At 72.5% G+C, this 22,001-nt stretch carries 21 protein-coding genes and 1 tRNA gene; 7 read left to right on the top strand and 15 right to left on the bottom strand.

Annotation, left to right across the window (positions count from 1 at the left end; translation table 11 throughout):
• Positions 1–6 precede the first annotated feature (6 nt).
• Both SPI96_RS05665 and SPI96_RS05670 read left to right on the top strand, forming a co-directional pair.
• Positions 7–921, top strand: coding sequence for a DUF1963 domain-containing protein (locus SPI96_RS05665; protein ID WP_321081390.1), 915 nt, complete (start codon positions 7–9; stop codon positions 919–921).
• A 653-nt stretch (positions 922–1,574) separates the two neighbouring features.
• Entirely contained in the window at positions 1,575–2,315 is a 741-nt protein-coding gene (locus SPI96_RS05670; protein ID WP_321081391.1) for a hypothetical protein, read from the top strand.
• Positions 2,316–2,366: 51 nt separating this feature from the next.
• Here the strand turns inward: SPI96_RS05670 and SPI96_RS05675 are convergent, their stop codons facing one another.
• Positions 2,367–2,867, bottom strand: a complete 501-nt coding sequence (locus SPI96_RS05675; RefSeq protein WP_321081392.1) for a prepilin peptidase — start codon at positions 2,865–2,867, stop codon at positions 2,367–2,369.
• Positions 2,868–3,258: 391 nt separating this feature from the next.
• A complete protein-coding gene (locus SPI96_RS05680) occupies positions 3,259–4,707 on the bottom strand; it encodes a PhoH family protein (protein WP_321081393.1) in 1,449 nt (482 codons plus the stop codon).
• A 214-nt stretch (positions 4,708–4,921) separates the two neighbouring features.
• Between SPI96_RS05680 and SPI96_RS05685 the strand changes: the two genes are divergently transcribed.
• A complete protein-coding gene (locus SPI96_RS05685) occupies positions 4,922–5,656 on the top strand; it encodes a rhomboid family intramembrane serine protease (protein ID WP_321081394.1) in 735 nt (244 codons plus the stop codon).
• A 12-nt stretch (positions 5,657–5,668) separates the two neighbouring features.
• On the opposite strand, the gene SPI96_RS05690 is transcribed toward SPI96_RS05685, so the two are convergent.
• Complete coding sequence (locus SPI96_RS05690) at positions 5,669–6,442, bottom strand: isoprenyl transferase (RefSeq protein ID WP_321081395.1); 774 nt, start codon at positions 6,440–6,442, stop codon at positions 5,669–5,671.
• Positions 6,443–6,595: 153 nt separating this feature from the next.
• Between SPI96_RS05690 and trhA the strand changes: the two genes are divergently transcribed.
• The gene (gene trhA, locus SPI96_RS05695; RefSeq protein WP_321081396.1) at positions 6,596–7,330 is read left to right on the top strand and encodes a PAQR family membrane homeostasis protein TrhA; all 735 of its coding nucleotides are present in this window, start codon (positions 6,596–6,598) and stop codon (positions 7,328–7,330) included.
• Positions 7,331–7,404: 74 nt separating this feature from the next.
• On the opposite strand, the gene SPI96_RS05700 is transcribed toward trhA, so the two are convergent.
• Positions 7,405–7,800: a hypothetical protein gene (locus tag SPI96_RS05700; protein ID WP_321081397.1), complete on the bottom strand. Its 396-nt coding sequence runs from the start codon at positions 7,798–7,800 to the stop codon at positions 7,405–7,407.
• A gap of 26 nt (positions 7,801–7,826) precedes the next feature.
• Entirely contained in the window at positions 7,827–8,747 is a 921-nt protein-coding gene (gene mca, locus SPI96_RS05705) for a mycothiol conjugate amidase Mca (RefSeq protein ID WP_321081415.1), read from the bottom strand.
• 173 nt (positions 8,748–8,920) lie between these two features.
• Here mca and SPI96_RS05710 point away from each other — a divergent pair, with 173 nt between their 5' ends.
• The 3 genes from SPI96_RS05710 to SPI96_RS05720 all read left to right on the top strand — a co-directional run bounded on the left by SPI96_RS05710 (position 8,921) and on the right by SPI96_RS05720 (position 10,869).
• Positions 8,921–9,370: a DUF4307 domain-containing protein gene (locus SPI96_RS05710; RefSeq protein WP_321081398.1), complete on the top strand. Its 450-nt coding sequence runs from the start codon at positions 8,921–8,923 to the stop codon at positions 9,368–9,370.
• A gap of 255 nt (positions 9,371–9,625) precedes the next feature.
• On the top strand, positions 9,626–10,120 hold the full coding sequence (gene greA, locus SPI96_RS05715; protein WP_321081399.1) for a transcription elongation factor GreA: 495 nt from the start codon (positions 9,626–9,628) through the stop codon (positions 10,118–10,120).
• 71 nt (positions 10,121–10,191) lie between these two features.
• Positions 10,192–10,869 carry a GPP34 family phosphoprotein gene (locus SPI96_RS05720; RefSeq protein WP_321081400.1) on the top strand — a complete coding sequence of 226 codons (678 nt, stop codon included), beginning with the start codon at positions 10,192–10,194 and terminating at the stop codon, positions 10,867–10,869.
• Between the two features lie 81 nt (positions 10,870–10,950).
• Here SPI96_RS05720 and SPI96_RS05725 read toward each other — a convergent pair whose 3' ends face one another.
• The 10 genes from SPI96_RS05725 to SPI96_RS05770 form a co-directional block, all read right to left on the bottom strand.
• The gene (locus SPI96_RS05725) at positions 10,951–12,198 is read right to left on the bottom strand and encodes an AI-2E family transporter (protein WP_321081401.1); all 1,248 of its coding nucleotides are present in this window, start codon (positions 12,196–12,198) and stop codon (positions 10,951–10,953) included.
• Complete coding sequence (locus tag SPI96_RS05730) at positions 12,195–13,217, bottom strand: aldose 1-epimerase family protein (RefSeq protein WP_321081402.1); 1,023 nt, start codon at positions 13,215–13,217, stop codon at positions 12,195–12,197. The genes SPI96_RS05725 and SPI96_RS05730 overlap by 4 nt, the downstream gene beginning before the upstream one ends.
• Positions 13,218–13,300: 83 nt before the next feature.
• The gene (locus tag SPI96_RS05735; protein WP_321081403.1) at positions 13,301–14,170 is read right to left on the bottom strand and encodes a Bax inhibitor-1/YccA family protein; all 870 of its coding nucleotides are present in this window, start codon (positions 14,168–14,170) and stop codon (positions 13,301–13,303) included.
• Between the two features lie 136 nt (positions 14,171–14,306).
• Positions 14,307–14,383: transfer RNA gene (locus SPI96_RS05740), tRNA-Leu, on the bottom strand.
• 88 nt (positions 14,384–14,471) lie between these two features.
• A complete protein-coding gene (locus SPI96_RS05745) occupies positions 14,472–15,887 on the bottom strand; it encodes an NAD(P)/FAD-dependent oxidoreductase (protein WP_321081404.1) in 1,416 nt (471 codons plus the stop codon).
• Between the two features lie 99 nt (positions 15,888–15,986).
• Positions 15,987–17,609 (bottom strand): DUF501 domain-containing protein, encoded by a 1,623-nt coding sequence (locus SPI96_RS05750; protein ID WP_321081405.1) that lies wholly within the window; start codon positions 17,607–17,609, stop codon positions 15,987–15,989.
• A 52-nt stretch (positions 17,610–17,661) separates the two neighbouring features.
• Positions 17,662–18,381, bottom strand: a complete 720-nt coding sequence (locus SPI96_RS05755) for a septum formation initiator family protein (RefSeq protein WP_321081406.1) — start codon at positions 18,379–18,381, stop codon at positions 17,662–17,664.
• Between the two features lie 150 nt (positions 18,382–18,531).
• Positions 18,532–19,809, bottom strand: a complete 1,278-nt coding sequence (eno, locus tag SPI96_RS05760) for a phosphopyruvate hydratase (RefSeq protein ID WP_321081407.1) — start codon at positions 19,807–19,809, stop codon at positions 18,532–18,534.
• Positions 19,810–19,880: 71 nt separating this feature from the next.
• Positions 19,881–20,669 carry a MazG nucleotide pyrophosphohydrolase domain-containing protein gene (locus SPI96_RS05765; RefSeq protein ID WP_321081408.1) on the bottom strand — a complete coding sequence of 263 codons (789 nt, stop codon included), beginning with the start codon at positions 20,667–20,669 and terminating at the stop codon, positions 19,881–19,883.
• A gap of 58 nt (positions 20,670–20,727) precedes the next feature.
• Positions 20,728–21,957: an adenosine deaminase gene (locus SPI96_RS05770; protein ID WP_414601917.1), complete on the bottom strand. Its 1,230-nt coding sequence runs from the start codon at positions 21,955–21,957 to the stop codon at positions 20,728–20,730.
• Positions 21,958–22,001: the final 44 nt, after the last annotated feature.

The raw sequence follows: 22,001 nt of genomic DNA on the forward strand, positions 1-22,001 counted from the left end.
GTTTGAATGGAGTTCTTCATGGCGGGTTCGGTACCGATTCACGGAGCGCGCAGCGCGGCTGTGGCTTGGTTGGCTGAGTCAGGAGTGGATCCGGCGGTGTTTACACCGCAACAGATTCCGGTGTTCAGCGAGAATTCATTCTCCGCGGGCCGTGACGAGCTGGATGACCTGTGGAGTACGGGCGCACATATCAACTGGCTGGGCGGCCCGGCTGTCTCTATCGGAGCATGGCCCCGGAATGCTGCAGGGGTGGCCATGGCCCATGTCGCGACCTTCCACCTGAGTGACGCCCACGCTGCGCTCGGGGACCCGAAGGAGCGCGGTTGGCCCGATGAAGCCGCGGAATCATTGCCGGATCACGGGTACATCCAGGTTTTCCACGATTTGGAGACCTATGGATATGAGCCGGACGACATGGAAGCAAGAGGCTGGCAGGTGACGTGGCATATGGACGACACCAGTCAGGCTCGTCCGCCTCTCGTTGAATGCGAGAACGCCAATGCGCCCGACTCAACAGCCCAGCTCGGGTTGTTCTATCCAGGCTGGACGATCCCCTCGCCTCTCGACCTTGGAGGTCTCACGGAGGGGGCCTTCGCGGCGGCTGACGCGGCCATCCATGAGTTGGACTCTGCATGGGTCGCGCAACGTTGCCTTGAGCAGCGGGCACCTCACCCCATTCCGTCTACTCGTCTGCTGGGCCATAGTTCCACCGGCAACGTGGGGCCACGCGAAGAGATCCTGCCCGCTGCATTGCCATTGTCGTCGCGGGGCGACGATTACGTTCTCCTCGCTGAGATTGAATCGTGGACCACCCTCAATGGCTGGTTCGGTGACGCCTCCAGTCTTGAAGTCTGGATGCGGCGGGACGATCTGCGTGAACGACGGTTCAGTGAGTGCTGGTGCATCATCCGCACAGACTGAGTGGGAGGCTGTTCCCCCGTTGGTCTTCGGGGCCTCGATCGCGCCTGCGGGAAGCAACAAGGGAGAGAGCAGCCTCAAGGCCGTCGACGCGTACATCCACCTTCATGGGACGCTCAGCGGCACCCTGCCCGACAGGGGCTACAACCACCTCGAGACTGATGCACGTATAGGTGACATACGATCTGTGGTGTTCCCACACCGCAGGGAAAGATATTCACCATGCCCGCCCCCTACCCCCAAGAGTTCCGCGATGGCCTCGTCCGCCTCGCCCAGAACCGTGAGCCCGGCACACCATGACGTACGCGACGGCCACCGATCCGAACGGCGTCGTCTTCACCCGGAGCGTCTCCCGCCGTTCCTTCATGTGAACACCCGACGCGAGCCCCGAGACCCCGCCGGCGCACCGGTGGGGCCGCCGTCGTCCATCGGTGGACGATTCGCCTGAATTGACGGTCTGACCTGGGAAGATATCCGCTCCCGGCTCACATCGAACGCATACGGAGAACCGGCAGGTAACCCACGCGGCGGTGGAAGAGTCGCCTGGTCAGCGCGCCGTACGAACTCCTCGCACATCCCCCCGACGCTCGCATCCCGCGAGGGCACGGAGCGAGGATCCGCCCGGCGCCCCATCCCAGGAAGAACAGGCTCCGACCATGTATCAGCGCCCGACCACCTCCCCTCACGCGGCGCACACCGTCTCCCGCCGTGCCGTCGCCACCGGCCTTGCCTGGGCCGCCCCCGCCGCGGCCTTCGTGGCAGCCTCCCCAGCCCTCGCCGCCTCGCGCAGTCAGCTCACCGCACAGAACACGACGCTGCAGATGTACCAGAAGGTGTACACGAAGACCCCGACATCGTGTAGCGCGGGGTCGAACCCCCAGGTGGGCTACATCAACACCCTGTGCTGCAACTCGCCCGCACGGGACACCGCGATGGGCAACCGCAACGACTCGGACTGCAGGCAGGATCCCGCCTCCTCCATCGGGATCTGGGTGGAGGGCGGCACGGGTGGCCAGGCGAGCATCGACTCGGCCCGCATCACCTACTCGTTCAACTACCCGGTGAGCTTCGACAACGCCTCCGTGGGCACGGCAGGGACGAGCTACTTCCGAGGCACCACCGTGTGGTCGGGCGGCAACATGCTCCAGCCGGGGTGGTCCATCGAGTCCACCACCAGCACCTCGATCACCCTGGTCTACTCGGGCAGCGGCGCCGTGGACGTCTCCACCTCGGCCGTGGGCAGCGGCTTCTGCACGGGGTACTTCATCCCCTTCCACGCCACCAGCGGGTGCTACCTCTCCGGAGCCCTCAAGGTCACCACCACCCGTCAGGTCTACTGGTCGGATGCCAACGGTCAGCACCTGTACTCCAGGACGACCGGCCCCTCCGGGATCTGAGCTACCGCTCGCCGGGAAGCGCCCCGCGCAGGGGCGCTACCCGGCGTCCACCTAGACCAGCATCCCGACGGCGGCCCCCGCCGCCATCGCGGGGCCGAAGGGGATCGCGGTGCGACGGCCGGCCCGGCGCAGCAGCACGAGCACGAGCGAGGCGGCCCCGCCGAGCAGCACGGCGGCCAGGCCGGCCAGCACCACCGCGGCGGGCCCGCCCAGCCCGCAGTAGAGCCCCAGGCCGATGGCGAGCTTGACGTCCCCCATCCCGAGGCCGCCCTGGCTGACCAGGTGCAGGCCGAGCATCGCCGCCGCATACCCCGCCCCGCCGAGCAGGCTGGAGACAGTCAGATCCCAGCGGCCCGCTGCAGCAGCGCCGCCGGCCATCAGCACCACCCCGGCCAGCGCCAGCCGGCCCGTCCACCGGTTCGGCAGACGGTGCTCGCGCAGGTCGGTCCGCACCAGCACGGCCAGGCAGACCACCGCCCAGACCAGGCCGACCCCCCACATCGCCAGACTCGCCCACGCCTGCTCTGCCACGGCCCATCCCCACCAGCTCATGCCTCCACCGTAGGCGGCGCGGTCGGCGCCCTGCAGCACCGTCCACAGGCCATGGGGCCTCCCACCCCCGCCCCTCCCTTCCTGCGGGCTGTCCGATGGTGCCGCCGGGCCATCCGAAGGTCGTGCCCGGGGTGGCCAATGGTGCCATTGCAGCAATCCCGAATCGGTGCTACGGTGAACAAGTCGTCCTCCCCTGACCGGGTCGAGGATGACCCTGAGACCCATGGCCTCGATCCCGTTTCAAGGGGCCATGGACGCGGGCTTCCTCGGTCCCCACACCCCCCCTCCGCTGGGGCCGAGCACCCCCGCCGGGGGCCGCTGCCATGCAGCGGCCCCCCACTTCTTTCCCGGGTCTCCCGCCGGAACCGCCCACGCCCCGCCCCGTCAGGCCTCAGCCCAGGCCCTCATCCTCGAGCAAGTCCGTGACGAGCGCCGCGATCGCCGAGCGCTCGGACCGCCTCAGGGTCACATGCCCGAACAGCGGATGCCCCTTGAGCCGTTCCACCACCGCTGCCACACCGTCCTGCCGTCCCACGCGCAGGTTGTCCCGCTGGGCGACGTCATGGGTGAGCACCACCTTCGAGTCCTGCCCGATCCGGGACAGCACCGTCAGCAGCACATTCCGTTCGAGGGACTGCGCCTCGTCCACAATCACCCAGGCGTCGTGCAGGGACCGGCCCCGGATGTGCGTGAGCGGCAGCACCTCCAGCATCCCGCGGTCCACCACCTCGTCGATCACCGAGGGGGACACCAACGAGCCGAGCGTGTCGAACACCGCCTGCGCCCACGGGAGCATCTTCTCCCCCTCCGTGCCCGGCAGGTACCCGAGGTCCTGCCCGCCCACCGCGTGCAGCGGCCGGAAGACCACGATCCGCCGGTGGTCCCGGCGCTCCATCACCGCCTCCAGCCCGGCGCACAGGGCGAGGGCAGACTTGCCCGTGCCGGCCCGGCCACCCAGGGAGACGATCCCCACGGACGGGTCCCCGAGCAGGTCGATCGCCAGGCGCTGCTCGGCCGAGCGCCCGTGCAGGCCGAACACCTCACGGTCCCCGCGCACCGCTTGCGCCGTCCCACCCTGCCGCACCCGGGCCAGGCCGGAGGCGCGGGTCCCGGCGAGCACGATCCCCGTGTTCACGGGCAGATCCGCCGCTGTCGGGGCCGGCTCTCCCGGGCGGACGTCCACTCCGGTGCCGGACAGGTCCGTCAGGGGGACCCGAGAGAGGTCGAGGCCGCCGTCGTCGTAGAGGGCGTCCAGCTGGGCGTCGGCGACCTGCAGGCTCACCACTCCACGCCACCCCGAGTCGCGCACGAGCTCGTGGCGGTACTCGTCCGCGCTCAGGCCCATTGCCGCGGCCTTCACGCGCATAGGCAGGTCCTTGGACACCACGGTCACCTGCCGGCCTTCGTCCGCAAGCGCCTTGGCGACGGCGAGGATCCGTGAATCCGCGTCCGTGCCGCGGATCCCGGTGGGCAGCACCTCCGGGGAGGCGTGGTTGAGCTCCACCTGCAAGGTGCCGCCCTCGGGGGTGAGCGGCAGGGGCCGGTCGAGGGCACCATGGCGCAGACGGAGGTCATCGAGCAGGCGAAGGGCGGTGCGGGCGAAGTAGCCGAGGTCCGGGTCCGCGCGCTTGCGCTCCAGTTCGGAGACGACGACGAGCGGCAGCACCACCTCATGTTCGGCGAAGCGGAGCATGGCACGGGGGTCGGAGAGCAGGACGGAGGTGTCCACCACGTAGGTGCGCCGGCCCTGGGGGGCCGCAGGTGCACCGGTCGCCCCGTCCTGTGCGTCCCGTGCGTCCGCTGCGACGACGTCGGTCGGGGTGGGGGTGTGCTCCGGCATGGCGGCCTCCTGGGGTCGGGGCCCGCGGGCGGGGCCCGGTGCCCCCACGCTAGGCAGGCGCCGTCGACGCGCGGCGGGAGGGGGCGTGAACGCGGCGTGAAGAGCTGGTGGCGGCTCGTCGTGGGCACCGCATGGCCCGCCCCGTGGGCACCGTACGGGCGGGCGGCCGCTAGGCTGGCGCGGACCGATCCGGCCCGCGCTCAGGAGGACCGCCGTGACCCCGACCCCGCCGAACGACGCCGTCGCCCACGGGACCGCCGACGGGCTGCCCGCAGGTGCCCCCGGGCCTGCACCGCGCCTGCGCCTCGTGGACCGTGCCGGCCGAGGCCTGCTGCGCGCCGTGACACCCACGGCCGTGCTGCTCGTAGCCATGTGGGTGCTGTTCCTGGTGAGCGTGGTGGCCGGGCGCTGGCTCCTGCCGGGGCTGGGGCTGATCCCCCGCCGCCTCGACGGCCTGGACGGAGTGCTGTTCTCCCCGCTGCTGCACACCGGCTGGCGGCACCTGATCGGGAACACCTCGGCACTGCTGGTGCTGGGGCCGGTGGCCGCGCTCGTGTCCGGCCGCCCGCTGGCGCTGATGGCCGGTGCGTGGCTCGGCTCCGGCCTGCTGACCTGGGCGATGGGCAGCCCTGGCGTGCATGTGGGCGCCTCGGGGATCGTGTACGCCCTGATCGCGTTCCTGCTGGTGTACGGCCTCGTGGCCCGGCGGGTGCTGGCGGTGGCGGTCTCGCTCGGGGTGGCGTTCCTGTACCTGGGCTCCTCGCTGGTGGGCCTGCTGCCGCAGCCGGGGGTGTCCTGGACGGGGCACCTGGCCGGGGCGCTCACCGGGGTCGGGCTGGCCCTGTTGTGGGGCCGGCAGGACCGCGCCGCCCGGCGGCCCGGCGCCCTCGGTCGGCACGGTGTGTTCAGCCGGCACGGTGTGCTCAGCCGGCCTGAGGCGGCCCGCTAGACCGACCGGTTCTCAGGCCCCGAAGCGGCGCTGGCGCTGGCCGTAGTCGCGCAGGGCGCGCAGGAAGTCGGTGCGCCGGAAGTCCGGCCACATGGCCTCGCAGAAGTAGAACTCGGAGTATGCCGACTGCCATGTGAGGAACCCGGAGAGCCGCTGCTCCCCGGAGGTGCGGATCACGAGGTCCGGGTCTGGCTGGCCGCGCGTGTAGAGGCGTGCGGAGATCTGGTCCACGGTGAGCTCGGCGGCCACCTGCCCGGCGGTGCGGCCGGCGTCGTCGGCCTCGCGGAGCAGCTCCCGGACGGCGTCGACGATCTCCAGGCGCCCCCCGTACCCGACCGCCACGTTCACATGCACGCCCTCGTTGTCCGCGGTGCGCTCGGCCACCTCGGCCAGGCACCGGGCCATGCGCTCGGGCAGCAGGTCGACGGCGCCCACCGGCTGGACCCGCACGGGAGCCCGGCCCTCGTGGGGCTGTGCCAAGCGCTCGGCCGTCGTCATGATGATCTCCAGCAGGGGGGCGAGCTCCTCGGCGGGGCGGCTGAGGTTCTCCGTGGAGAGCATGTAGAGGGTCACCACGGGCACGCCGACGTCCTCGCACCAGCCGATGAAGTCCAGGATGCGCTCCGCGCCCGCCTGATGCCCTTCCTGGGTGGTGGCTCCGAAGGCCCGCGCCCAGCGGCGGTTGCCGTCCACGAGCACGCCCACATGGCGGGGCAGGCGCTGCGGGTCCAAACGGGAGGCGAGGCGGCGCTCATACAGGCGGTAGAACGCATCCGGACGACGCACGGCGCTCCCCTTCCTCCGGTGATAGTGCCGAGAGACTTCAGGATACGCGGCCCGGGCGCGCCCGCGCAGTCACCGCAGCGCGCGGCAGCGGCCCGCCCCGTCACCGGGCCGATCCCGGTCCGAGGCCGTGCCCCGATGCGGGAGGATGGGCCCATGGCCCGTCAGACCCCCGCCCCTCGGCCCCCGGCCGCGGAGACGGCCCCCACCCCCACCGCCCGGCGGTGGCGCCTGGACCGGATCCGCGACCCCGACCACCCGCTGTTCAAGCCGCGCCTGCGCGGATGGATCCACGCGGTGATGGCCCCGCTGGCCCTGGTGGCCGGGATCGTGCTGATCGTGCTCTCCCCCACCCCGGGGCTGCGAGCGGCGTCCACGGTGTACGCGGTCACGGGGGTGCTGCTGTTCGGGGTTTCGGCCACCTATCACCTGGTGCAGTGGAATGCGTCCGTGGCCCGGGTGCTCAAACGCCTGGACCACACCAACATCATGCTCGTGATCGCGGGCACCTACACGCCACTGTCGCTGGCGCTGCTGGCCCCGGACCAGGCCCGCACGCTGCTGACACTCGTGTGGGCCGGAGCCGCGGCCGGGGTGGCCTTCCGTCTGCTCTGGACCGACGCCCCGCGCTGGCTCTACACCCCGGTGTACGTGGCCCTCGGCCTGGCGGCCCTGCTGTACCTGGGCGAGTTCTTCGCCGCCAGTGTGCCTGCGGCCGTGCTGATCTGCGCCGGCGGTGCGGCGTACATCGTGGGCGCGGTGTTCTACGCGGCCAAGGCCCCCACATTCCACCGGGAGTGGTTCGGGTTCCATGAGCTCTTCCACGTGTTCACGGTGGGCGGGTTCGTGTGCCACTACGTGGCGGTGGCGATCGCCGTGCTCAGCCGTTAAGGGCACCCGGCCGGCGCGCAGAGCCTCCTCGGCGGCCGGCGCGGCGCCGGTTCAGCGGCCAGCGCGGCGCCGATTCAGCGGCCGGAGTCGGGGGCCTGCGGCTCCGGGGTCGGGTCCTGCAGGTAGCCCGGGTAGGTGCGGCGCAGGCGTTCAAGGCGCTGGTCGGCGTCGGCGTCGAGCGGGTCCCCCGCCGTGCGCGCCTCGGCGGGGAGGTGGGCCTGGTGGCGCTCCACCAGCATCTGTTCGGCGTCCGGGGAGCGCTGCTGCACCCGGCGCACGGACCGCACCATCAGGCGGAACACGAGCAGCGCCATCGCCACCATGAGCGCGGTGAACAGGAAGCCCTCGATGCCGGGAGTCACGTCCTGCTCACTCAGACCCGGGCGGAGAGTGGGCTCCGGCACGGCCGGCAGCGGCGTCGCGGCGGCCGCCGAGGCGAGGAAGAGGGAGGGCGCGGAGAGGCTGATCACAACACCGCACTCTACCGGCCAGAGCCTCAGCGCAGCCCGGCGAACAGGTCGTCCTCCGGGGGTTCCGTTGCCACACGGGAGTCGATGAGCACGTAATCCTCCCACGGCCAGGCTCGGCGCAGCAGCGCGTTGTCCGCGGCGAAGAACAGCCCCCGGGGATCCACCTGGGTGCGGTGAGCGAGCAAAGCCCGGTCCCGCTGCTCCAGGAATGCGGACACGTCCACCTGAGTGGTCACGGGATGGTCGGCCGACAGCCACCCCGGGGCATCCTCCGGGTCCGGGAGGTCCTCACCGGCGGCCCGACGGCGGCGCACCTCGCGCAGCCGGTCCATCGCGTCGTACATGCCCAGGCGCTCGGTGAACGGGGAGGCCGCCCCCGCCTGGCGCAGCGCGGCGTCGAGCGCGCGGAACTTCTCCGCGTGGAAGCCGCGGTCGTAGTAGAGCTTGCCGACCTCCCAGGCCGGTCCGGCCTCCGGGTACTCGTCCGCCAGGCCGGCGGCCCGGTAGGCCTCCACGGCCACATGGTGGGCCTGCACATGGTCCGGGTGCGGGTAGCCGCCCACCTCGTCGTAGGAGACGAGCACGTGGGGGCGGAAGCGCCGCACGAGCGCCACGAGCGGGGCCGCGGCGGTGCGCAACGGGGTGAGGGCGAAGCAGTGGTCCGGCAGCGGGGGCAGGGGGTCCCCGGCGGGCAGGCCGGAGTCCAGGAAGCCCAGCCACGCATGCTGCACCCCCAGGACGTCGGCCGCCTCGGCCATCTCCTCGCGGCGCACCCCGGCGATGTCCCGGTCCGCGCGGACCGAGTCCCCGTAGGAGGGGTTGAGCAGGGAGCCGGCCTCCCCGCCGGTGCAGGTGACCACCATGACCTCCGCGCCCGCAGCGGTGTAGGCGGCCATCATGCCGGCACCCTTGGAGGACTCGTCGTCCGGGTGGGCGTGGACGGCCATCAAGCGCAGCCCGGAGGAGTCCGGCAGGGGCCGGGGCGTCCCCGGCTCGGCGGTGGCGCGGGAGGTGGAGAAGGGCTCGGTCACGGGGGTCCTTCCGGAGGGGCGGCGGCAGCCCCGGAGCTGGGGCCGGCTGCGGTGGGGCGCAGTTGCACCGGGAGGCTAGGCTGAAGGCGATGTCCACCCCCGCCGATCCCGCCGTGCACGCGCAGGAGTCCACCTTAGCCAACCGCTACGGGCGCCCCCGGCGGCACCTGCTGGGCCGCACCGGCCGCCGTGTCCTGGCCGGGGTGGCCCTGGCGGCGGCCGTGATCCTCGCCGTGGTGATCGCCCTCGACCACTCGGTGGGCCGGATCCAGGCCAAGACGGTCGGCTACGAGATCCTCGGCGACGACGACGCTCAGGTCACCTTCACCGCGACGGTCCCCGCCGGCACAGCCGTGGAGTGCGACCTCGTGGTCCTCGACGCGCAGGCCGCCCCGGTGGGCTTCCGCACGGTGCGCCTGGGAGCCGTGGCCGAGCAGGACCGCGCACTGCCCTCGGACGCCGAGCAGCGGTACACCGCGCACGTGCGCACCGTGGTGAGAGGGGTCAGCGGGCTCGTGGACGTGTGCCGCCCCGCCTGAGCTGAGCGGCGGCCCGCCTCTGGCCTGGCCTCCTCCCGTCGCCGCCCCCGCCTCCGGGCGGTTCCCCTCCTGACGGGGCACGGATAGGATGGACCGAGTTTCCGCCCCGCCGACAGGGCAGGCACCGCAGGGCCCACAGCCCTCGGACGGCCCGGACGGCGGGGTTCGTCGCATGCGCAGGGGCGGGCGGTCCTCCACGGTTGTCCCGGCCCCCGCGTCCACGCCCGTCCCCGACAGAAGAAAGGCGGCCAGATCATGGCGACCCACCAGTCCGACGCCCCGTGGCTCACGCAGGAGGCGTACGACCGCCTCAGCAAGGAGCTCGAGCACATCTCCGGCCCCGGCCGCCAGGAGATCATCGACCGCATCGAGGCCGCCCGTGAGGAGGGCGACCTCAAGGAGAACGGCGGCTACCACGCCGCCCGCGAGGAGCAGTCCAAGAACGAGGGCCGCATCGCCGAGCTCAAGCACCTGCTCGAGACCGCCCGCGTGGGCGAGGCCGCCGAGAACGACGGCGCCGTGCACCCGGGTGCCGTGGTGACCGCCGTCGTCGCCGGGGACGAGATGACCTTCCTCTTCGGCAACCGTGAGATCGCCGCGGACGACGAGGACCTCGAGGTCTACTCCGAGCGCTCCCCGCTGGGCGAAGCCATCAACGGCGCCGCCAAGGGCCAGACCGTCTCCTACACGGCCCCCAACGGCAAGGACATCTCCGTGGAGATCGTGGACGTCAAGCCGTACAACGGCTGATCCACCCCGCATCCGCGAACGGCGGCGGCTCCGCACGGGGCCGTCGCCGTTCGCGTTGCTAGGCTGTGGCCATGCTCACCGCCGAGAAGCTCCACCTCCTGCTGACCCGCCCGGACGGCCGCTCCGAGGCCCGCCGCCTCCACGGTGTGGCCCTGGCCGCCGCAGCCCTCGCGGACCTGCGCGCGGCCGGCGTGGTGGACTTCGAGGACGCCCGCCCGGCCGCCGAGGCCCGGATCCGCGTGGTGGCCGGCGGCACCGCCGGGCACCCCGTGCTGGACGCGCTGCTGCCCCAGGCGGACGCGCTCGCAGGCACCCCGGTGGCCGCCGCCGTCGGCAAGGGCCGTCCCCGGGCAACCAAGCCCGTGATCGCGCACCTGGTGGAGACCGGTGTGCTGCGCACGCGCCCGGCCTTCCTGGACACCCGCCACGTGCCGGCCTCCCCCACCACCCGCGCCGAGCTCGTCACGGAGCTGACCGCCGTTGTCCGGGGCGAGCGCGAGGGCTCCGAGCAGGACCTGCTGCTGCTGGGCCTGCTGCACCACCTGAACGTGCTGCGGCGTCTGCTGCCCGAGGCCCAGGGCGATCAGTCCCGCCGGGACCTGACTCGGCGCCTCGAAGCCCTCAGCCGGGAGGACGTCCTGGCCCAGGCGGTGCGCCGCAGCGTGAGCACCACGGCGGCCACCGCCGCCGCAGCCCCGCTGAGCACTGAGCGCCCCGTCGGGCCGGGCGTCACCGTCGTGCGCGGCTGAGGGGCCGGGCACGACGGCGCCGCCTGACCCGCCGGCTGAGGCCCGGCACGGCGGCTCAGCCGGGCACGCCGACTCAGCAGGTCACGGCACCACGCGGGCCCGGGCCGAGCCGTGCTCGCCCTCGCCGCGCGGCGGGATGCCGGGGAGGTCATCCGGGTCCATGTCCGGGTCCAGCTGGGCGTCCTCACGGGCACCCTCCACAGCCTCCTCCACGGGGCGGAACACCTCCTCGCCGGCCTCGACCGGCTCATCCTCATCTTTGACATCCAGGGCCCGGATGAACGCGTTGAGGAAGGCGAGCAGCGGCACCGCGAACACCGCGCCGACGATGCCCATCACCACGGAGCCGGCGGCCACGGCCAGGAACACCGCCAGCGGATGGAGCGAGACGGCCTTGCCCATCACCAGCGGCTGCAGGACATTGGACTCCAGCTGCTGCACGAGCAGCACCACCACGAGCATGAGCACCGCGTTCAGCAGACCGTTGGACACCAGCGCCACCACCACGGCAAGCGCACCGGTGAGCACAGCACCCACCATCGGGATGAACGAGGCCAGGAACACGAGCACGGCGATCGGCAGGGCCAGGGGCACGCCCAACAGCCAGGCACCGACACCGATGCCGACGGCGTCGATGAACGCCACGAAGATCTGCACCCGCACGTAGGAGCCCAGGGCCTCCCAGCCCGAGCGGCCGGCCACATCCACGCGGGCACGATTGGCCTTGGGCACGAACAGCAGGGCGAAGCGCCACACGCGGTCGCCGTCGAAGAGGAAGAAAACCAGGGTGAACAGGGCGATGAACGTGCCCGTCACGATGTTCGCGGCGGTGGACCCGAAGGACAGGGCGCCGTCCACGATGGTGGAGGAGTTCTGCCGGGCCGTGTTCCACACCGCGTCCAGGGAGGAGGCGTCCAGCTGGAACTGGAAGCCCTGCTCAGCGAGCACCCGGGACAGCCACTCGGCGAACTGCTGGGCACTGGAGACCAGCTGGTCGCCGAGCGCGGCGAAGCCGTTGACCAGCTCGTGGCCGGCCACCCAGAACAGGCCCACCACCACGGAGATCAGCAGCAGCACACAGGACAGTGCCGCCAGGACCGCCGGCACGCGGCCGCGCCGCAGCATCCGGTAGATCGGGGAGAGCAGCACCGCCAGCAGCATCGCGACGATGACGGGCACGACGATCAGACTGACGAAGCTCGCCAGCCACCACACCACCCCGACCATCACGACGATGGCCACGAACCGCCACGACCAGGCGGCGGCGACGGTGAGCCCGTAGGGGACGTCCTTGTTGATCTTGGTCTGCGCGGCGAGCGTGGAGCTCATGCCCCGGTCTCCTTCGTGGAATGGGTGGTCAGGTGCGCGGTGATCCCCCACCGCGCCGTCAGGGTGTGGCCGGGCTCCAGCCAGGCCAGGCCCTCTCCCGTGTTGAGGGCGTTGGCCGGGGCGGTGAGCGGCTCCACAGCGACCGCCGTCGGCCGCTGCGGCAGACGGTCGGTCACGAACACGTGTGTCCAGGCGAACGCCGGCTCGGACCAGAGTGTCACGGATCGGCCGTCGGGGGCCACCAGATGCGCTCGGTGCAGCCCGTCTGCGTCCGGGACGAGCCCGGTCAGGGCGACGTCACGAGCCCCGGCACCCAGGACTCGGCCGGAACGGAAGTCGTCCTCGGTGCCCTCCACGGGACCGGTGCCGGTGGGGATGAGGTCCTCCCCCGTGAGCACCCGCTCGGCGGCGTCCACGCGCAGGCGCAGCTGGTCCGAGGGCACCTGCCCCAGCCGCAGGAACGGGTGGGCGCCGAACGCGGCCGGGGCGGGGCGGTCGGTGAGGTTCGTCAGGGACATGGTCACCGTGAGTCCGCCGTCCTCGGCGAGCTCGTACCGGACCCGGTGGGTCATGCGGAACGGCCAGCCGTGCTGTGGGTGGATCTCCCCGCGCAGGGTCACGGCGTGCTCCTGCCGCTCCTCGGCCACGAGGTGGGTGTTGCGCAGCAGGCCGTGGCTGGCGTTGCCGCGCGCGGGCTCGGTGATGTCCAGCTGCTGCTCGGCGCCGTCGAGGGTCCACCGCCCGCCGGCCACCCGGTTGGGCCACGGGCTCATCTGGATCCCGTTGCCGGCCGGAGGGATCTGATCCGGCCCGTAGGGCTCCACCAGGTCGACGCCGTCCACCCGGTAGGTGCGCAGCGCGGCGGCCAGGCCGACCACCACGGCCTCGGCTGCCCCGCGGACGAGGCGGTGCTGGGTGCCGGTGGCCTCGGGGCCGCCGACCAGCCCGGCCAGGGGGTCGGCGGCGGCCACCGTGGGGTGGTTCTCCGGGGGCGGTCCGGGGGTGAGGTGCGAGGGCACGGTTCCTCCTGGGAGCGGAAGCGGGACGGGATGACACGGCGACGCCCCCGCCGGGGGCGGGGGCGTCGTCGGAGTGGTGCGGGTCAGTCGTTGCTGCGCAGGATCGAGATGATCCGCAGGATCTCGATGTACAGCCAGATCAGGGTGACGGTCAGGCCGAAGGCCACCGACCACGAGTACTTCTGCGGGACGCCGGCACGCACGCCCTGAGCGCCCTGCTCGAAGTCCAGGGTGAGCGAGTAGGCGGCCAGGCACACGGCGATGGCACCGATGACCAGGCCGAGCCCGCCCTCACGCAGGTTGCCCACACCAGTGAAGCTCAGCACCAGGTTCAGCAGCATGAACAGCATGTAGCCGAGCATGGCGCCCATGACGATCTTGGTCATGCGCGGGGTGGGGCGGAACCGGCCCGAGGTGTACAGGGCGAGCATCACGGCGAACACGGAGAACGTGCCGAGCACGGCCTGCATCACGATGCCGCTGTACGCGCCCTCGAAGTAAAGCGAGATCCCACCGAGGAACAGGCCCTGGGCGATGGCGTAGAGGCTGATCAGCAGCGGCGAGGGCTCACGCTTGAAGGCGTTGACCAGGCCCAGCACGAGGCCGACGATGGCGCCGATGAACATGAGGCCCGGCATGATCCACCCGACGACGGCGCCGGCCACCACGAGGCCGAGCATCAGGGCGGTCTTGCCCACGATGTCGTTGTAGGTCATGCGGCCGGTCTGCTCGGCGCCGGCGGCCGGGGCGCGGAAGGCGTCCTCCATGGACTGCTGGTGCCCGGCCTGCTGTGCGGCCTGGCCCGCGCCGAAGGCCTGGGCGCGTCCGTAGGGGTCCTGGCCACCGAAGGGCGAACGGGTGTCCTGCTGCGTGCCCTGGTACCAGCCGGGCTGGGCGTCGCCCGCGCGCATCTGCTTCTGGAAGTTCTGGGAATTCATCACCGGGTTGGCCACGGCGTTCTCCTCTGGGTCGGTCTCGGCCCGAACGCGCCGCCCGGTGCCGATCGGCGACCAGCAGACGCTTCGAGGGGTCCGACCAGTCTAACGGCGGCAGCCGCCTGCATGTTCCCGGGCGGAACCGGCCGCCCTGTGGTACCCCCGGCGGGACTCGAACCCGCACCACGCCGATTTTAAGTCGGATGCCTCTACCGATTGGGCCACGGGGGCGCGACGGGCCGCCGCCCCGCTGAAGGGCGGCAGCCCGTGCTGCTGCACCGCAGGAGCGGTGCTCCGGCGCGTCAGGGCGCCGGGGAGGTCACTTCGCGTCGGTCAGCTGGAGGTCCAGCTTCTCCTGGCGGCCCGGCTCCGGGTCCACCCCCGCGGCGATGCGGAACGCGTTGTACGGGGTGTCCTGGCCCTCCACCTCGGTGGAGTCCCGGCCGAACAGGGTCTCCGCGATCCAGCCGGAGACAATGCGGAAGCGGCGCTCCGCAGCCGGCATGGCATAAGCGTGGTAGCCGCGGTGAGCCAGCCAGGCCGGCACACCGAACAGCTTGACGCCCATCGGGTTGCCGACACCCTTGAAGAAGCCCAGGCCGGCGACGGCGCCCAGGGACTTGTGCACGTACTCCTGCACCTCGCCCTCACCGTGGCGCACGGCCATGTAGTTCTTGGCCAGACGGTCGGCCTGGCGGCCGGCGTGCTGGGCGTTGGGCACGCAGAACCCGCCCGGGCCGGCACCGGTGAGGTCCGGCACGGCGGCGACGTCGCCGCAGGCCCAGGCGCCCTCGAGGGCACCGTTCTCGCCGTCCTTGACCTGCAGGGTCGGCAGCACCTCGATGCGGCCGCGCTCCTCCACGGGGAAGCCGGTCTCCTTGGCCACCGCGTTGGCAGCCACACCCGCGGCCCACAGGAGGGTGTCGGCACGGAAGGAGCCGGCCTCGGACTTGTCCTTCATGTCCGTGAGCGTGAGGACGCCGTCGGTCGCATCGCCGAGGGAGGTGTTCAGCAGCACCTCGATGCCGCGGCCGCGCAGGTGCTCGACGACCTCCTCGGCCTGGTCCGCGGAGACCTCGGGCATGATCCGGCCGGCGGCCTCGACCAGCACGAGGCGCACCTCGCCCTGGGACAGGTGCTCGTTGCGGGCCACGGCGGTGCGGATGATGTTCTCCATCTCCGCGATCGCCTCGATGCCGGCGAAGCCGCCGCCGACGACCACGAAGGTCAGGGCGGCACGGCGCTGCTCGGCGTCGGTCATCAGCGAGGCGGCGTCCAGGCGCTCGAGGATGCGGTTGCGCAGGGCCACGGCCTCCTCGACGGTCTTCAGGCCGATGCCGTGCTCGGCCAGGCCCGGGATCGGGAAGACGCGGGTGGTGGCACCGGCGGTCACGACGATGTCCTGGTAGGGAATCTCGAACTCGGCGCCGTCCTCGCCGCGCACGGTGGCGGTCTTGCGGCCGTGGTCCACGGAGGTCACGGCACCGCGGACGACCTCGGCGTCCTTCAGGTGGGTCTGGTGGTCCACGATCACGTGGCGGCCCTCGATATGCCCGCCGACGACCTCCGGCAGGAAGGGCTGGTAGGTCATGTACGGCCGGGGGTCGACCACCGTGACGACGCCGCCGCGGTCCTTGACCTTCTTCTGGAGGGTCTTGGCGATCGCGAAGCCAGCGTAGCCGCCGCCGACGATCAGCAGACGCGGCTGAGGGGACAGATCAGGAGTGAGAGACATGGCGACATACTAAGCCCCCACCCCGCCCCCGCCGCCACGCCCGGCAGGCCGGGAATCCTGACCCGTTCCAGACCGGCTCCGGCCCGGACCCCACCCCGATCAGGGCGCGTCCGGGCGCAGGGAGAGCACGATGCCGTCGAGGATGTCGTGCTCGCTGGTCACCGCCTCGTCCACCCCGCTCACCGCCGCGACCCGCTCCAGGATCGCGGACCACAGCAGCGCCCCGGCACCGATCACGTCCACCCGCCCCGGGTGCATGAACCCCCGCTCGGCGCGCTCCCGGCGGGACGCGGAGAGCAGGCCTGCGGCAGCCTCCTCCACCCGGGCCAGTGGAAGCACCGTCCCGTGGATCGCGGCCGAGTCGTACTCGGCCAGGCCCAGCGCCTCGGCGGTCACGGTGGTCACGGTCCCGGCCACGCCCACCACGCGCCGCACGCGCTCGAGCGGGAGGCGGGCGGCGGCGTCGTCGAGGAGGGCGTCCGCGGCCGCACGCGCCGCCGCAGTCTGCTCCCGGGTGGGCGGGTCCGAGAACGCGAAGCGCTCGGTGAAGCGCACGCACCCCATGTTCAGGCTGACGGCGTCCACCACCTGCCCGGCCGCGGTGCCCACCACGAACTCGGTGGACCCGCCGCCGAGGTCCACCACGAGGATCAGGTCCTCGGGGTCCAGGCCCGCCACGTCCACCGCGGAGACCGCCCCGGCGAAGGACAGGCGCGCCTCCTCCTCACCGGTGATCACCTCGGGCTCCACACCCAGACGCTCGGCGACGCCGGCCACGAACACGTCCCGGTTGGCCGCGTCCCGGCTCGCGGAGGTCGCCACGAACCGCACCCGGCCGGCATGGTGGCGGCGCACCAGGCGCGCGTACTCGTCCACCGCGGCGAAGGTGCGTTCGAGGGCCTGCGAGGAGAACGCCCCGGTGGCGTCCACCCCCTCGCCCAGGCGCACCACGCGCATCTCGCGCACGACATCCACCAGCGGGGCCGCCGGGTCCGCGGCCTCCCCGGCGGGCCGGCCGTCCTCACCGATGTCCGCGGGCCGGGCCACGAGCAGGCGGATCGAGTTGGTGCCACAGTCCACCCCGGCGAGGGTGACGGCCTCGAAGCGGGCGACGCGCTCGAGGTGGCGCACATGCCGGGACAGGTCCCGAGTGGGCACATCCGCGGACTCGTCCCAGGCGCCCGCACACGCACACACCTCGGCGGTCCACCAGGGGCGCACGAGTTCAAGGGCCTCATCGCCGATCGGGTCCACCCCCGGCCCGGCGGCCAGGGCGTGCCCGACCAGCGCATGCAGGCACTTGACCCGTTCGGGCAGGCCGCCGGCCGAGACGTGCGCGATCTCCGGGACCTCCCCCGTGCCGGCGGCCCGGGCCACCCGGGCGCGCTCGTCGAGGTAGGCCTCATGGGCGCGCCGGTGGGCGGCCGCGAGCTCCGGGTCCTGGGCGAGCCGCTCGTTCATGCGGTTCATCTCGCCATCCGCCTCGAGCCGGGACACGGCCGCCGTGAGCACCGGGTGGGTGAGGTAGAAGGTCGTGGGGAACGGGATCCCGTTCGACAGGCGCGGCGCAGTGGTGGCCACCAGCGGATTCCCGCACACGCAGCGGGCGCCGATCTCGACGACGTCGCGCACCGGGCGGCCCAGCTGGCGGGAGAGGGTGTCGAGGTCCTCAGCGGTGACGGCGCGAGGGTCCTCGGGGTGCGTGGCGGGCTGGTCGGTCACGGGGTCTCCGTCCTGGGAGGCGTCGGGGCGGGGGCGGTCATGCGGGGTGGGGTCACTCGGCGCCGGCGCGGACCACAGAGTCCCACAGGCCCTCCGCCCACGGCAGGCGGTCGTTCACCGGCGCCACCGGGGACTCCTCGGCGGGAGCGCTCTGCTCCGCCGGGGGCAGGTTGGCCACCGAGTACAGGGTCTCACCGGGCATCACGAGGTCCAGCCGGTCACGGGCCTGCTGGGCCACATAGCTCGGATCATCCCAGCGGCGCAGCTGGTCCTCGTAGTCCTGCTGGAGGGCCTGCTGGGCCACGATGTCCTCCCGCACAGCCGCCATCTCCAGCTGCTGGTTGAGGTAGTTCCGCAGCGTGGGGGCCACGGCCATGGCCACCAGCAGCATGGCCACGAGCACGATCAGCGAACGCCCGGTGACCTGACGGGCCGGCACGGGCTCGGGCAGGGCGGGGCGACGCCGGCCTGCCGGGGCCGGGCGGGACCCGGCCGTGCGCCGGGCGGAGGCACGACGCGCGGGCGCGGCACGGCGAGGCGCAGCCACCTGGGCAGGCCCAGGCTCACGGACCGACCCCGCCTCACGGGCCGGCCCAGCCTCACGAATCAGCTCTGCGGCACGGCGCGGCACGGCGCGAGGGGGGATCCGGGGGGCTGAGGCCGAAGGCACCGTCGGCAGCGGCCCGGTGGGCACGTCCTCCTGGGAGACGACGGTGGGCGCGGGGGCCTCGGAGCGCGGCACCTGCGGCACACGGGGACGGCGAGGGCTCATGCGCGGGCTCCCTTCGAGGAGGTGGGATGGTCGGTGGCGCGGGGCGCACTGGCCCCGGCTGTCCACCACCAGCCTAGTGGCCCCGCACGCACACCCGCGGCCCCGCGCGTCGTGGTCCACGACGGGCGGGGCCGCAGGGCGCAGGGCGGATCAGCCGCGGAAGCGCGGGAAGGCGGAGCGGCCGGCGTACACGGCGGCGTCGGCGAGGTCCTCCTCGATGCGCAGCAGCTGGTTGTACTTGGCCACCCGGTCCGAGCGGGCCGGGGCGCCGGTCTTGATCTGGCCGGCGTTGGTGGCCACAGCCAGGTCCGCGATGAACGTGTCCTCGGTCTCTCCGGAGCGGTGGGAGATCATGCACGCGAAGGTGCTGCGCTGGGCCAGGGCGATGGCGTCGAGCGTCTCGGTGAGCGAGCCGATCTGGTTCACCTTCACCAGCAGGGCGTTGCCGGAGCGCTCCTCGATGCCGCGGCGCAGGCGCGAGACGTTCGTGACGAACAGGTCGTCGCCCACCAGCTGCACACGGTCACCGAGCTGCTCGGTCAGGTGCTGCCAGCCAGCCCAGTCGTTCTCATCGAGCGGATCCTCGATGGAGACGATCGGGTAGTTGTCCACGAGCTCCGTGTAGTACGCGGCCATCTCCTCGGAGGAGCGCTTCTGACCCTCGAACACGTAGTGGCCCTTCTCGAAGAACTCGGAGGAGGCCACATCCAGGGCGAGGGCGATGTCCTGACCGAGGGTGTAGCCGGCCTTCTTCACGGCCTCCGCGATCAGGTCCAGGGCGGCACGGTTGGACTCGAGCGAGGGGGCGAAGCCGCCCTCGTCGCCCAGGCCGGTAGACAGACCCTTCTCCTGGAGCACCTTCTTGAGGCTGTGGTAGACCTCCGCGCCCCAGCGCAGAGCCTCCTTGAAGGAGGGGGCGCCGACGGGGGCGATCATGAACTCCTGGATGTCCACGTTGGAGTCCGCGTGGGCGCCGCCGTTGAGGATGTTCATCATCGGCACCGGGAGAACATGGGCGTTCGGGCCGCCGAGGTACTTGTACAGGGGCAGGTCCGCGGACTGCGCGGCGGCCACGGCCACCGCCATGGAGACGCCGAGGATCGCGTTGGCGCCCAGCTTGCCCTTGTTCTCGGTGCCGTCGAGGTCCAGCATGAGGCGGTCCACGGCACGCTGGTCCGCGGCGAACTCGTCCTCGAGCTCCTCGGCGATCTCGTCCACGGCGGCCACGGCGTCCTGCACGCCCTTGCCGAGGTAGCGGCCCTTCTCACCGTCGCGGCGCTCGACCGCCTCGAACTCGCCGGTGGAGGCACCGGAGGGGACGGCCGCGCGGCCGAGCGAGCCGTCGGTGAGCAGCACCTCCACCTCGACCGTGGGATTGCCGCGCGAGTCGAGGATCTCGCGGGCGTGGATGGCATCGATCAGGGCCATGGAGGGGGTCTCCTTCAATCGAGTCTGGGCGTGCCGCGTCGTTGCGGCGCACACTCCCAGCCTAACCGCCGTCAGCGGCGCCGCCGACGGGCGATCTCCCCGCGCAGGGCACGCTCCGGGTCGAGGCCGGCCGCCCGCGCCCGGCCCACCAGCGCGAACAGCTCCGCACCCAGCGCCGCCTCGTCCGCCCAGGCCGGTGCGTCACAGTCCCGGGAAGGAGCGCCCCCACCCTGCCGTCCGGCCCGGTCCACCATGAGCGCGGCCGCAGCCAGGGCGGGCAGGCGCGCCGGGATGCCGCCGTAGGGGTCCGGGTCCGGACCCGGACCCGCGGAGGGCCCGTCCCCTGCGGACCCGCCGGCGCCGGCGTCGTCCGGTCCGTCCTCCGTGCCGCCCTCCGCCGCGGCGCGCTGCTCGGCCTGCTTGGCCCGCTGCCAGGCGCGCTCGACGTCCTCGGGGGTGATCCCGGCCAGCTCCTCGGCTGGGCGCAGATGCCCCTGCGGGGTGAACACCAGGGGGTTGCGCCGGATCATCTTGGCGGTGAGCGCCTCCGCCACCGCGTCCAGGTCGAACCCGGCGGCAGAGGCCGGGGCACCGGCAGGCCGGGACACGGCCGCGTGCAGCACCACCTGGAACAGCACGTCTCCCAGCTCTGCGGCCAGGGCGGCGGTGGACCCGTCCGCACGGCGGGACTCGGCGTCACGCCAGCCCTCGGCGTCATGGGCCTCCACCTGTTCGAGGGCCTCGTAGGACTCCTCCACGAGGTACTCCCCCAGGTCTGCGTGGGTGAGCGCGGCCGTCCACGGGCAGTGGTCGCGCAGGGCGTCCACCACCGCCACCAGCCGGTCGACCGCCTGACTCATGCGGCCGTGCCCTTCCGACGCCGAGCCGCGACCTCCCGACGCCGACCCCGCCCGCGCATCAGGCGCCGGCGCCCGGGGCGTCGTCCTCGTCGTCGATCGGGGCGAGCTCGGCAGCGCCACCGGAGATGGCCTCGCCCCAGCCGGCCACCAGGATCTCCGCGAGGTCCTCGCGCTCGTCCACGGGCAGGAAGGCGGCCTCGGCCGCGTTGAGCTGCAGGTCCAGCAGCTCGGTGAGGGAGTAGCCGAAGGTCTCGGCGAGCAGGTAGAGCTCATCGGTGAGGGACACATCGGAGACGAGCCGGTTGTCCGTGTTCACGGTGACGCGGAAGCCCAGCTGCACGAGCAGGTCGATCGGATGCCCGCCGATGCCCGCGGCGGCATCCACCGCGCCGGTCTGCAGGTTCGAGGACGGGCACACCTCCAGGGCGATCTGCCGGTCCCTCACCCACGCGGCCGTCTCGCCGAGGTCCACGATGCCGGTGTCCTCGTCCACGGGCACGCCGTCCTCGTCCAGGCCGCCGAACTCCACCCGGATGTCGTCGGCGATGCGCACACCATGGCCCAGGCGCAGCGCACGGCCGGCCACCAGGGCGTCCTGGATGGAGGCCAGACCGTCGCCCTCACCGGCATGCACGGTGACCGGCAGATGCTGGGCGGCCAGCCATGTGAAGGTGTCCGCGAAGCGCGAGGGCGGGAACCCGGCCTCGGCGCCGGCGATGTCGAAGCCCACGACCCCGCGGTCCCGGTGGCGCACAGCCAGCTCGGCGATCTCCTGGGCGCGGTCGGCATGGCGCATCGCGGTGATGAGCTGCCCCACACGGATGAGTCGGCCCTGCTCCTCAGCGGTCTCCACGGCCTCGTCCAGGCCCTCCTGCACGGCCTCGACCACCTCGTCCAGACTCAGCCCGCCGGCCAGGTGCTGCTCGGGCGCCCAACGGATCTCCCCGTACACGACGCCGTCGGCCACGAGGTCCTCCACGAACTCGCGCGCCACCCGGCGCAGCTGCTCGCGGGTCTGCATCACGGAGGTGGTCAGGGCGAACGTCTCGAGGTACTTCTCCAGGGACTCGCCGTTGGCGTGCTCGGCGAACCAGGCGGCCAGCTCCTCGACGGTCTCCGCCGGCGGGGTGATCCCGGCCTCACGGGCCAGTTCCAGGACAGTGCCTACGCGCAGGCCTCCGTCCAGGTGGTCGTGCAGGGAGACCTTCGGCAGAGCGGCGAGATCGATGCTCAGGGGCGAGGGGGCGTCAGAGGAGGAGAGGGCGGCGGGGGTCTGCTGGGTGCTCACAGGGCCACTCTACGGGAGCGTCCGCGCCCGACGACGGCCCGCCG

Origin of the sequence: Micrococcus sp., assembly GCF_034179925.1 — a bacterium.
Taxonomy (GTDB): Bacteria; Actinomycetota; Actinomycetes; order Actinomycetales; family Micrococcaceae; genus Micrococcus.